The organism is candidate division Zixibacteria bacterium HGW-Zixibacteria-1 (genome assembly GCA_002838945.1).
GTDB lineage: Bacteria > Zixibacteria > MSB-5A5 > GN15 > PGXB01 > PGXB01.
The window spans coordinates 159738-172805 of the sequence record PGXB01000002.1; the positions used below are offsets into that span (position 1 = coordinate 159738).

Annotated in this window: 11 protein-coding genes; 1 reads left to right on the forward strand and 10 read right to left on the reverse strand. The window is 48.9% G+C overall.

Annotation, left to right across the window (positions count from 1 at the left end; all coding sequences use genetic code 11):
* Window positions 1-22: 22 nt before the first annotated feature.
* Both CVT49_01500 and mviN read right to left on the reverse strand, forming a co-directional pair.
* Window positions 23-2335, reverse strand: coding sequence for a hypothetical protein (locus CVT49_01500; GenBank protein ID PKK84856.1), 2313 nt, complete (start codon window positions 2333-2335; stop codon window positions 23-25).
* Between the two features lie 19 nt (window positions 2336-2354).
* On the reverse strand, window positions 2355-3917 hold the full coding sequence (gene mviN / locus CVT49_01505; GenBank protein ID PKK84857.1) for a murein biosynthesis integral membrane protein MurJ: 1563 nt from the start codon (window positions 3915-3917) through the stop codon (window positions 2355-2357).
* A gap of 44 nt (window positions 3918-3961) precedes the next feature.
* Between mviN and rpsT the strand changes: the two genes are divergently transcribed.
* Window positions 3962-4240, forward strand: coding sequence for a 30S ribosomal protein S20 (gene rpsT, locus CVT49_01510; protein ID PKK84858.1), 279 nt, complete (start codon window positions 3962-3964; stop codon window positions 4238-4240).
* Between the two features lie 11 nt (window positions 4241-4251).
* Here the strand turns inward: rpsT and CVT49_01515 are convergent, their stop codons facing one another.
* The 8 genes from CVT49_01515 to argF form a co-directional block, all read right to left on the reverse strand.
* The gene (locus tag CVT49_01515; protein PKK84859.1) at window positions 4252-5430 is read right to left on the reverse strand and encodes a digeranylgeranylglycerophospholipid reductase; all 1179 of its coding nucleotides are present in this window, start codon (window positions 5428-5430) and stop codon (window positions 4252-4254) included.
* Window positions 5420-5614: a ferredoxin gene (locus CVT49_01520; GenBank protein PKK84860.1), complete on the reverse strand. Its 195-nt coding sequence runs from the start codon at window positions 5612-5614 to the stop codon at window positions 5420-5422. The genes CVT49_01515 and CVT49_01520 overlap by 11 nt, the downstream gene beginning before the upstream one ends.
* A 47-nt stretch (window positions 5615-5661) precedes the next feature.
* Window positions 5662-6468, reverse strand: a complete 807-nt coding sequence (locus tag CVT49_01525) for a hypothetical protein (GenBank protein PKK84861.1) — start codon at window positions 6466-6468, stop codon at window positions 5662-5664.
* A 186-nt stretch (window positions 6469-6654) separates the two neighbouring features.
* Window positions 6655-7764 carry a hypothetical protein gene (locus CVT49_01530; GenBank protein ID PKK84862.1) on the reverse strand — a complete coding sequence of 370 codons (1110 nt, stop codon included), beginning with the start codon at window positions 7762-7764 and terminating at the stop codon, window positions 6655-6657.
* A 7-nt stretch (window positions 7765-7771) separates the two neighbouring features.
* Window positions 7772-10501 (reverse strand): hypothetical protein, encoded by a 2730-nt coding sequence (locus CVT49_01535; protein PKK84863.1) that lies wholly within the window; start codon window positions 10499-10501, stop codon window positions 7772-7774.
* Between the two features lie 137 nt (window positions 10502-10638).
* On the reverse strand, window positions 10639-11073 hold the full coding sequence (locus CVT49_01540) for a thioesterase (protein ID PKK84864.1): 435 nt from the start codon (window positions 11071-11073) through the stop codon (window positions 10639-10641).
* Window positions 11074-11163: 90 nt separating this feature from the next.
* Window positions 11164-12030, reverse strand: coding sequence for a hypothetical protein (locus tag CVT49_01545; protein ID PKK84865.1), 867 nt, complete (start codon window positions 12028-12030; stop codon window positions 11164-11166).
* A 55-nt stretch (window positions 12031-12085) separates the two neighbouring features.
* Window positions 12086-12988 (reverse strand): ornithine carbamoyltransferase, encoded by a 903-nt coding sequence (gene argF, locus CVT49_01550; GenBank protein ID PKK84866.1) that lies wholly within the window; start codon window positions 12986-12988, stop codon window positions 12086-12088.
* Between the last annotated feature and the right edge of the window lie 80 nt (window positions 12989-13068).

Genomic DNA, 13068 nt, shown 5'->3' on the forward strand with positions numbered 1-13068 from the left:
ATCGGGAAATTGCGGTCTAATCTTAACCGTCAATTATGCGGATTTTTTTATTCCTGATTTCAACCCGCCCGTTGACCACCACCAGCTCGACTGCGCCAACCTGCGAAGTCTCAATCAGTTCGGGGAAGTCACTGCAAATATGCATCCGCTCTTTGACAAATTGTCTTGCTTTCGGGGTAAGCCGGTTACATATAATAAGTTGTATTTTCCCAGAAGTGACCACTGACAGCCTGTTCAAATCCTCAACATCCACTCTTGCCTTCACCACGACCCATAAATCGCCGCCTTCATCAATCACCCCTGCCAGCCAATCAGGATCACTGTGGTTCCCTGCGAAAATAATGCTGGAAGAATCAAATCTGTATATCATGGATCGTCCGCGGACCGCCGACTCATAGTTTTCCCGGCCGATTGGATAGGCCGCCTCGTCATAATAAATAATTCTCCCCGAATCAAAGGGTGTTCGGCCCGGGCCGATAATATCATTCATGGAACCGCGGGCGCTGGCCGGCGCAAATGCCGAAAGAGAATCATATTTATTCATTAAAGAGTAAGCTTCTTTCAGGCTGTGGTAATCGGCCGAAAGGATGAATATCTTATCGGGTTTGATCGATCTGCTGTCCAGAAACGGTGCGATCATTTTTTCGGCAATAAGGTAATCCTTTACAGCTAAATCACTCAAAATCAAATGCGCCGGCCCGATTTGACTTACTGCCGCAATTCCCCCGGGGACAGAGAAGATATCGAGACGCGGCGATTTGTCGTTGCCGATTAGGCCCATCACGAGAATCACATTGGCCGTCAACAGTACAAGAAGAACTATCATACGACGGTACAATCGAGAAAATAATGCGGACACGAAGACAAGTAGAAACATATAATACAAAATTAGCATGGCCCCTGGCAGATTATATTTGAAAACAAAACCGACATCGCCGGTTCCGAAAAAACGAAGCAGCATCAGCGTGAACCTTATCAACGGATCAAGCAACGCCCCCACCATAAGCCCGGCATAAGGCAATAGGAGATATGCCAATATGAGAATAATCTCCGCGATTACAATCACGCTTACCAGAGGGACAATGACCAGATTCGAAAGAAACGATATCATCGGCAATCGTTGGAAATAAAAGGCACACATGGGTAATGAAACCAGCTGCGCCGTAATGCAGACAATCAGCGGGAATATCATGTATTTATAGTACCACCTTGTCTTATAATCCTTGAATGGCACCGTCAGCCTGGGCACAAAAAATATCAGCCCCCAGGCCGTCACAAACGAAAGCTGGAAACCGATATCGAAAAGATCGCCGGGTTTAAACAACAGAATAATCAGGGCCGCTGAGGCTATTATATTATTGAGATCCACCCTTCGCTGAAGCGCCCGCCCGATCAGCACCAGCGAGGCCATGACCGACGCACGGACCACCGATGGCTGGTTATAAGCCAGAAACGAGAACACAATAATAATCAGCAGCAATAATAAGGTTCTAGCCGGAAGTTTCATCGAAGACGCCCGCAACAGAAAGACAAACAACACCGCCACCAGTCCCACATTCGATCCCGATACCGCCAGAAGATGCAAAGTGCCGCTGTCCCGGAAGTAACCGTAAACTTCCGTCGAGATATCCCGGGTATATCCAATAAGAAAACCGGCCGACATGGCCGAAGCATCCCGGCCCAGTGATTCCCGGAATGTTTCAAGGATAAAGCGACGCATTCGATCGATCAGCGTAAAGACATCCCCCTGCCCCGCCGGATCGATCTGTATGGTGTATTGATTGGGCAGGTAGCAGGTTCCGAAAACACTTCTGAGATTCAGATATCTTTTATAATCGAATCCGACCGGATTTTTCCCGTCCCTGACCGGGTAAATGACCGCATTGAAAAATATCCGGTCCCCATAATTTATGACCGTTGTCTCCGTGTTGATTCTAAGCAACAACCGCCCCAATGATCGTTCTCTTCTCCCTTCACATTCGATCGAATCGACCGCCACAAAAATGCCGGTTCGGTTTTCCGAAATCACCGGCCAATCGTCGACCTCTCCGTAAATGGTGCAGATTTTATCTATTTCGGCGTAATGAATGACATGCCCGGGCGGAAACGTCTTCATCCGAAAGGTGTAATTATAGGCGGAGAATAAAAGCAGCACTCCCAGACCGGCCGCGCCTGCGGCCAAAAATTTCCGCGAGGTATGATAAAAGACCAGCAACGGCAACAGGGATAACGCCGCCAATAAAAATATCCAGGATGCGATTTCAAAGGTGTCGGCAAAGACTATCCCGGAGACCACTGCAACCAGTGCAATTATGGCCGGATTTTTTCTCGCCAACCGGGCCCCGACTTTTTGATTATTTCTTCAAGTGCAACACCGCCAATAGTCTCTTGACTTCATCGACTCTCAGCAGCAACATGAGAACGATATAGATCACGCTCATGCCGGTTATCTGCAGTCCGACATTCAAAATTTTCCCGATGAGATTTCCAGATGATATAAAATAGTCAATATTTATCGCCTTCATTATAATCACTGCGGCGACAGAACCCAAGATAATTTTTATGGTCGGAATCATAAAATATAAATAGTTGATTCCGGTAATCTTCTTTTTCATATTGAATACCAGCAGGAAAAGATTCATCAAACCGGCCACCGAATTGGCCGCCGCCAGCCCGGCAAATCCCCACAATGGTATAAAAGCAAAATTCAAGACTATGTTGGCCGCCACGGAAATTATCGAATAGAACATCGGCCGTCTGGCGTCATCGAGGGCATAGAATACCGGGGCCGCCACCCGAACCCCCGCAAAACCGACCAGTCCGAAAGCGTAAAAATATAGCGCCCTGGCGGTATGAGCGGTGGCTTCCGGTCCGAATGCCCCCCGCTGATAAATGAGCCGAACCAGATCATCGCTGAACCCCGCCAGATAGGCCGCCGAAGGAATCACCAGAAACATGGTCAGCCCGATTGCTTCCTTGAAAGTCCTGACAAGCTGCGCCGTATCATTGCGCGCCGCATCATCGGAGACCTTCGGCAGTGTGACCGTTCCGAGCGCCACACCAAAAACTCCCAGGGGAAAATGCATCAGCCGATAGGCATAGTTCAAATAGGACATCGCCCCCTCCATCAAAAGCGAGGCCAGCAGTGTACTGATCAGAATATTCAGCCTTGAAGCCGACAATCCCAGAACCATCGGGGAAATCAGACGGATTATCCTTCGGATTCCGGAGTCGGCAAAATCGAGCATAAATTTGAAGCGAAAGCCTATTCTAAGCAGTGACGGGATCTGAAAAACCAGTTGCCCGATTCCGCCAACTATCACGCCCAGCGCCAGCGTATAAATGGGGACGTCGAAATACTCATTTAACAACAGCGGGGCCAAAATCATGCCGATATTAAAAAGAGCGGGCGACAGGGCCGGTATCCCGAAACGGCCGACAGAATTAAGAATACCCATCAGGACCGCCGAGATGGATACCATCAGGAGATAAATGAACATTATCCTTGTCAGGTTGACGGTCAGAGCAAACTTGGCTGGATCTGCCGTGAACCCCTTCGCTGAAGCGTATACTATTGCAGGAGTTGCAATTATACCAATGGCTACAACTGCGCCGACAATCAGAAGCAGGGCCGAAATGGTCAGATTGGCCAACCGAAACGCTTCCGCCTGGCCGTTCTTGACTATCTTCTCCTTAAAAACCGGAACAAAAGCCGAAGAAAGCGCCCCCTCCGCAAACAGGTCGCGAAGCAAATTGGGTATGCGGAAAGCGGCCACAAAGGCATCGGTGGCCATACCGGCCCCGAAGAAAAAGGCGACGACCTGTTCCCTGACCAGCCCCAGAATTCGGGAAACCGCCGTGGCCGCCGAAACGGTTCCGGCCGTGGAGGCAATTGATTTACCGGTATTATTATCCATTGACAAAATATAAATTATCTATATATTAAAAGGCTAAAAAAAACATAAGGTTGAAAGGGAAAAAATTGCCGCATCATAAGTCCTGTAAGAAACGGATTAAAACATCGGCCCTGGCCAGGGAGCGCAATCGTGCCCTCCGTTCCAATATGAAGAAATCGGTTAAGGCGATTCGCAGCTGCCAGACTCGCGCCGAAGCGGAAAAAATGATTTCTGATGTCGTCTGCGTTATCGATAAGGCCGCTCATAAAAATATTATTCATAAGAAAAAAGCCGCCCGCGATAAATCCAGACTGATGGCCATGGTCACCCGGCTTACCAGCTAAAATCCGGTAACTCATAAAATATACCTGACCAGCCGGATCAGACGAGGCCGGGTTTTAATTATCCTGGCCAGCAGCTTGCCGGCATTTATCCCATCAGTAGAATTTTCCGCAAAATGAATTTTCAACGCCTTGACGATGTCAATAAAGTCATCGTCCTCAAGGCGTGTGTACATATTTTTCAGCCGCCGATACCTCGACAATTCCTCATCTTTTTCTTCGAGAAAACAGCCCGGATAAAACCTGTCGATGTCATCGATATGGCCGATCCGGCCCGATAAATATTCCACCGCCGCCAATCCTGCATAACGGCCGGACATCATGGCATTGACAATACCGGCGCCAGTCAGTGAATCCAGCGCCCGGGCGGCATCACCTGCAACCAGAAGGTTGCCCAGTCGAAACTGGCCCTTGCTCCGGTACTTGGGCGTCAGTCCGCCCATTTTCTCAGTGACGACGCCACCGGGATAATGCTGATCGACGAAAGTGTCGAGCAGACGCATGGCATCGTCGCCCCGTGCACCGTCGGTAATAATTCCAATGCCGATATTGGCCGAACTCCCGGACTTGGGGAAAACCCAGAGGTACCCTTTGGGAGCCACCTTGTTGCCCACATAAAACTCGATCAAATCCGGGGAGACAGTAATGTTTTCGAGACGATATTCCAGAAGGGTTTCCACTTCATCAAGTTCGACCAAGGTATCCATTCCGGCCATCCGGGCGATTCTTGATTCGACACCGTCAGCGGCAATGAATATTCGGGCCTCGATCTTCTCGCTGCCTCCTGAGGAACGCTGAATATTGATCGTATCAAAATGATTATTATGCCCCGTCAAATTCAGGCCGATGGTCCCGCACTCAAGGCGGCCTCCGGCCTCGACTGCCCGGCCGGCCAGGTCATAGTCGAATTTCTTCCGGTCAAGGACATATCCTCCTCCCGAAAGAGTCACGGTCGTATGAGAACCATCCGGCGCGATTACTCTGACCCTGTTTATAACAGCGGAGATCCATTCCGGTCTGGGCTTGATTAATTTATCGAGACCGCGACTTCCCACTCCTTCGGCACAGCAGACCGGAATTCCCGGACGACTATGTTTCTCGAGCATCAGGACCGAATGACCGGCCGACGCGATTTCATAGGCAGCCATCGATCCCGCCGGGCCGGCGCCGACTACCACGGCATCATATCGCAATTCGGTCCTCCTCGGAGATGGCGGCAACCGGGCAGAACCGGATACAGATTCCACATAGCGTGCACAGATCGGTATCGTACTTGAGATGATCGAATGTCAGGAATAAGGCATCCTCCGGGCAGAGAGGAACACAGCCGCCGCATTGAAGGCATATTGAATTATTGATCACCAGTATCACGGGCATAATCTATATGCCCGCAGTAAGCGATACAACTACTTTTTGCCGGCGGTTTAATAATTCAGAAGATAGACACCGTTTTTTATGAAATCCGAAAATCCGGAATTTAATCGAAGATTGACCAGATCATGAAGGAACTGCTCCTTCTGGCCGACCGGGACATTTTCATTCAGGACATCGACCGGGTACTCGATGCCGATTATCCGATTGCCGAAGTTAAACTTGAGCAGACCCGGAGGAAACAACAGTTCATTTTGAGCGGCGTAAAGAATATCTTTTATCGACAGGTCGTCAATACTCAGAAGCCAGTTATCCGTTCCGCATTTGACATTAAAGGCCCTTATTCTCCCCGGCATCAGACCACTGCAAAAGCTCCAGTGCCCCCGCAGATATTTGAGAAATGTAAACAGGGCCGGCGGAAGTTGTCCCGCCTTATTTCTGAAAAAGTATACTATTACACCGGCATCATCTTTCCTGTTGATTCTCACTCTGGCGGCGTCACAAAAACCGGAGATTTCCTTATCGGCCGTATGCAGCGCGCGGGGAAACATATCCGAAAACAACCTTACATCCGACAGGACCACTTTTCCCGCGGTGAGGCCGGCATTAAACTTCAGCGTATCGCGGCACTTTATCACCTGGGCCGGAATATAATTGATTCTAAGACTATGGATCGCTTCCAGGACCGAGGCATCTTCAAGCAGGATGAATTTATTCCCGGGTAAAGCCGCCAGGGCAAGAGGATGTCGGATGGTCCCGGTACTCTTAATAATACGCTTCAGATATTCGACTTTCGCCGAATCGGCTTCCATGAGCGGAACAATATCGGTCAGTTTGACAATCTTCAGGGCTGGCTTCATAAATTACCTCGGTTTGTTGCTTTGGCAAAATAATCAGCAAGCATAATGCCGGATGGGGCCAAATTACTCATCCGATCGTTAAGCGAATAATAATCAATGGATTACGTCAAAATATAGGGCAAAAATAAAAGCCGGCTGAACGGCCGGCTTAAAATTAAATATATATTATGCAACGAAATTCATTAATTAAAACACGCCGATAACATAAATCAATCCGCTGGTGCGTACAAAAATCGTCCGCCCGTCAGGACCGAAACTGACTTCCGGGGTCCCCTCAATATAGGTCGTGTATCTGAATTCTTTCATCTCAACCACCTGTCCCCCGATGTCATAGACATAAAGAAAACCCTGAACATGTCTTTTCTCTTTGACCACTTTTCTTCCGACATTGACATCTACTCCGCAGGCGACAAACTTATTGTCGGGCGAAACATCCATAGAGACAAAACGACCGTTCTCCTTTTCGGTATTGTACCGCCACAGATTCTCCCCGTTGTCGAGACGATTAACCACGATCATATCATGAAAAGCCGACACCAGAAGATTCACCTCTTTTCGGACGACCATTCTCTTGATAAGCAACTGCTGAAAATCATGATCGGCATACAATTTCCTGCCCTTATAAACATTAATAATGCCTTTATCATACAAAGCGAAAAGCTCTCCCTTTTCTGAAAAGGCGCAGCCCTGAAAAACACCGGTACTGTCCACCAGTTCACCGCTGGAATTGATAAGGCGCCCGCCCTTCAGGCCGCAATCAACCAGAAAGAACTCACCATTATCCGAAAAATATAAATCCTCGAAAAACTCAATTTTGTAATCAACCGGAGGATGGTTCTTGTGATAAATATGAACCTCATAATCCAGCCAGCCGGGCGTGCCGGTGACGGTCACGATATAGTCACCCGATGGCGACAGGTAATGATCGCCTTTTCGCATATCAAAGGCTCCCCAGAGGGGCGTCTGTCGAAGATCATAAACATTCACAATGCCTCCGACGGCATTGGAATCCGGCTCCTGTCGCGCTTCTACAATGGCATAATAGAGGCCGTTTTCAGCCACGATGGCCGATTGGCCGCTGTCAAGCTTGACAGTACTTCTTACCTTCCAGCGGCGATCATGGAATTTTATCGAGGAACCATCGGTAACAATTATATTACCCGATGACTGCCCAAAGACATGGTCGTCATCACCAACCGCAAAACGACCCAATTCCTTTAAGCTGATACCCGAGGCAATCGCCGGCAGGATCAGGACACAGCAAATAATCAGAAAAAATAACTGTCTTAAAATCATAATATTCCTATTCGACACATCCGGGCAGAGGTTGAGCGCCGCCCCGATACAGGTAGTTTATCAGATAGGTTACATCGAGCAAAGTGATATTGCAGCTTCCATCGACATCAGCCAGGTTTTGATACGGCGGTGGAGGGCCTGCATGATACAAATAATTGATAATATAAAGGATATCCAGCAGGTTGACCTTGTCATCCCCGGTGGCGTCACCATAATGAATAACCGCCTCGATTCCGAAATACTCCGCAATTTTCGCCATCAGTGCGGCCGCACTGCTCTCGGTCAGATGATAAATCGGAAAACCGAGCGCAATTCGCTTGCCGCTTCCGGAATCATAGATGATACCCACCGGGTGGCCGTCAAAATTGGGATCGGACGAACTGGAGTTATATGTCAGAATAACTTCTCCGCCGGGAGCCGGCTCCATGATGGTGATACTGGGAAGCAGGCCGCCGAAGGTCGAGTTCCTGGTTTGAAGATTCGGCCAGCCGTTCTGCCCGGTTGCCCCCGTAAAATCAAAATTGGTGTTGATATCGACCTGCGATATCCTCAGATCGTCATAAGCAAAATCCCCGGGCGAGGTATAGGTCCCGCCCGTCAGATAATAAATGGTCTGCCATCCGGCCAGACAGAAGTTGGTATTAAAATCAAGGAACCAGCTGATCGTATCCTCCGAACTCGCAAACCGCTTTACCGAAAGGTCATCATCAAACCATAAAATGTTTTTGTACTGCCCGGCTTCCATGCGGTTGATCCGGTCAGGATCGGTGCTGACGGCATATGTTTCATACGGCAGATCGCCGAAGATACTGTCATAAAAGGCCGCCTGGGCTACCTCCGAGGGATTTATGCCGCCGGATACGGTCTCGTCTACAAACAACAGCGGATAATCAAACGTCGCCGCCATCCCGGTTACAATCGATGAACTGTCCGACATTATCATGTCCTGATCTATGGCCAGGAGACGATACTCATAAACCACATGGGCCTGAGCCGTCAGATCCTCATACTGGGTGTCGCTAAGATCATCGGAAATGACCGACCACTGTCCGCCCTGCGGTCTTCGGAGAAGACGATAATGATCCAGATCCAGTTCCATGTTGGGGGCCCATGATATAAACAATTTTTGATATTCCGGCTCCAGCGCAACATCCTGCGGCATCCGCGGTTCGACATAAGAAACACCGCTGTTTTCGATCATGTAAAGCGGCCCGATACCATCCTCATTTACCGCCAGCATGGCAAAATAATAGGTCTGCCCCGTCATGAGGCCGCTCACATCATAGAAGCAATCGCCGGGCGTAACATCCAGCGTGTCGGTATAAATCTGCGACTCCGATCCCATCAATACCTTATAAGTGTAATTGGGAATGCAATTATTCCAGACAAGCCGTAAACCTTGCCCGTCTCCCGCATCATACACTGCGTTTATCGGCGTTGCCCCTGCCGCCACATCGATATGCCCGACCGCGGCCGCCGCCATCCGTACAACCTGCTCGAAATAGGGGAAATTAAGACGCGAGGAGATATCAATATTGGTGTGCCAGCCGGGGGTGTTAAAATCCCCTTCCTGGGCATAGGAAACAAGAAAATCGTAATTTGCGAAAGAAGCATGATCCGAACCGCCGCTGGAACCCTGCAGGGCCGGGAGAAGCGGGGTGACCCGGTGAGCGGCATCCCGCATAACATATGAATAAACCGGAGAGGTGCCGTTGAAAAGTGTAAGATTATTTATTGTATCCGGATTGTATGCCACCATGTCGAAATTGAGCATGCATTCCACATCAGTGCCCTGATAATACAATTTGTTAGCCAGGTAATCGGAGCCGACAAGCCCGACCTCCTCGGCTGAAAAAGCCACGAACATAATCGATTTCTTTGTCTGAACATTTTTATATATTCGGGCCAGTTCCATGGCCACCGCCGTTCCGCTGGCATTATCATCGGCCCCCGGTGCATAAAGCAGCGGGCTGGTCTCTCCATTGTAGGAATCATAATGGCCGCCGATGACAATAACCTTATTAGGCTCGGTCGTCCCCTCTTTGAAACAAATGACATTGTGGCACGGATAACCATAATAATAAAAGGTATCAATGCCCACATTGACACCGACTTCATTGTATCCGAATTCAATAAATTTATCCATAATCCAGTCGCGGGCCGCAAGAATGGAATCGGTGGAATAATAGCGCGTATAAAATTGCTCCAAACGGGTATCATAACTATATAGCGAATCCTGGCTGACATGATCGGCCATCGAGTCAAGCGGATAGAAATCATCCGACACGGCGGCGACTATCGGCGGATTATAAAACAGGGGCGTCTCAAGGCCGCTCAACCGAACCGCCATATAGCCGCTTTTTCTGGCCACATCGACACTGCTGACCTCAAGCTCGACCAGGGCAACATCTTTGTCGGAAGCCAGCGGCTGGAAGTCAATGATACTTTTTTGTGCGCGTTCCGACTCAGGCGACAAAATATAAATGCGCTCAGGATTAATGTCCTCTGCGATCCGTCTGGGCACAAGCCCGGCGGCCGTCAGCCGGTCGTATCCGGCGCTATCCAGTTCCACGATAAAATCATCCCCGAGTTTTCCCCGGGCATGATCGACGACTGAAAGCGCGGTCTTCAGGTCATCCGGACTATTAATGTTCAAAAGATACAAATCAACTGCGAATGCGCTGCCAAAGGTAAAACACAGTATGACGGTCGCCAGGATAATGGCTGATTTATTCATTGCTGTAACCCCTTTATAAGGCCATGATATAAGTATTTGATTTTCTGTCTTTACAGTGGATTATACGCATAAATATCTAATCTATTTCAATTTAGCGGTATTTTGTCAATAATATGACGATTATCCGCCAGGTTTGTTTAGAATTCAAGCGATTCCAACAACTTATCTTTTAATTCGGTCCTGACCTCAAGATATTTACCGGTTGCCGAAGCCACCAATTCTCCGGCATCATTGGTAACTTCGCCTGTTGTCATAAACAATCGCCCCTTCTGTTGATCGAGTGATCCGGTCAGAGACAGCCTCTGGCCTGTACTTACCGGTTTGTGAAAGCGCACCGTCAACTCGACCGTCATGGCATATATATCCCGGGCCAGAAGGGCCTTGATCATAACCTCGTCAAGAAGCGTCGCCGTGATCCCTCCGTGAAAGACACCGTGATAACCCTCGAACCGCTTTTCGGCAGTATATTCGGTGGAAACCTTTCCCCCTTCATAAAAAAATCTGGCTTTGAGACCGACATGGTTTTCCTGGCCGCACACAAAACAGCCGGAATATCTCGCAACTTCCTTCATAATTGGTAATTTAGCAAAATAATCGAATCTGTCAACAGAACAAAAAAAAGCCCGGCGACCGGCCGGGCTCCAAATTGTTCTTCTTATATATTATGCGCCTGCCGGATTGCAGACTTCATACTCATAATTCCAGACTTGATTTTCGCTGGAGATGTTAACATTGGCGAGACCATTCTCGAAGGTGATCCGAACATCCCAGTTGCGAACCCAAAAATCACTGCTTTCGCCGTAATTGACACTGTAGGCCTGATCAACTGTCAGATTGACGCGCCCTTCGCGCGGACATCCGGAAACCCAGCCATAAGTCGCCACGCGGCCGACCGTAATATCATTGATATTCATTTCAATGTTATAGACCGCTTCCACCGTTGAATCTTCACTTATATAATTCCACTCGACAATCGAGTTATTGACGCCGTTGACGACGCCGAAGTCCTGATCCAGTTCGGTGAACTGCAAATTGGCATATCCGCTTCTGTTGGTATGGGTGACATCGACCTCATTGCTGGTGTAACCCCAGTGGCGGATATAATACAACGCATCCAAACCTTCGGGATCTTCGACCGGCTCGGAAGCAATCTGAAATTGAACCGAGTCTCTGAAATAATCGTCGGCATAAGGATTGAAATGAGCGATATAGGTGATATGCCAGCCTTCGATGTAATTGTACTCGACGATATCATCGGGACCCATCGGACCATAATGATTGCGGACATACTCGGTGTCGGTGGGAAGTTGATAAACATTCTCAAATCCCAGAAGGAAAGTTTCCTCGGTCGAATGAAGGAAATTGTTAATCTGGTCCTGAACAAGCAGGAATTCGGGATTTTCCAGATCGCCGGCGGTGAAGCCGGTCGACGGGACCGGATTCTTGTCATCGGAGCAACCCGGCATCAGGAATAACATCGCGGCCAGCAATAAAAGGCCGATTCCCGGAAGACTGATTTTAGGATGCATATTGCCTCTCCTTTCGCAGCTTTTCCGACCGGGGCCGGCCCTTATCGACAGTGACTTAATGCTGAAGCAAAAAGGCCATTATCGCCTTCTGAATATGCAGCCTGTTTTCCGCTTCGTCGAACACGATGGAGTGAGGTCCATCCATAACTTCATCCGTGATTTCCCTCCCTCTTTCGGCCGGCAAACAATGCATGACAACATAATCAGGGCATGCTCCGGACAGAAGCGCCGTATTTAACTGAAAGTTACGTAATTGTTCTTCTTTCTCCTTAATCTGATCTTTCTGGCCCATTGAGGCCCAGACGTCAGTATAGATAACATCGGCATCCTTAACGGCTTCTTTAGGATCGTGGGTGATCAGGACCGAGCTCTCTTTATTCCGTCTGGCCCTCTCCAGGATGGCCTTGTCAGGGAGAGTGGCCGGAGAGGTTCCGATTCTCAGATCAATCGGAATCAGGCTGGTTAGATTAAGCCAGCTGTTGGCAACATTATTTCCGTCACCAAGATAGGCAATTTTAAATATATCTTTTTTGCGGTGTTCCAGAATCGTGAAATAATCGCCCATTATCTGGCATGGGTGCACCAGGTCGGTCAGGCCGTTAACTACCGGCACATCGGCATATTTGGCCAGCCCGGTTACATCGCTGTGGGCAAATGTGCGTATCATAATCAGCCCGACATAGCGCGACAACACCTTGGCGATATCGTGGATCGATTCCCTCTCGCCGATCTTGATCTCCTTGTCGGTGATGTAAAGGGCGTTCCCCCCCAATTCGTTAATTCCCACCTCAAAAGAAACCCGGGTCCGCAACGAGGGCTTGGTGAAAATACAGGCCGCCGATTTGCCGGCCAGCGGCTTGGGGGCCTTCGCGCCGCTTTTCATTTCGCGGCACAAATCAAATACTTCCCAAACCTCTTTCTTGGTGAGGTCGGTAATTTCGGTTAATGATCTCGGCATATACGCTCCTTTCTTATGTTCCTGTTTAATAAACCGCCGCATATTATATTTTAGTTGGGCTTCTGTCAAGCGTCGTTTGT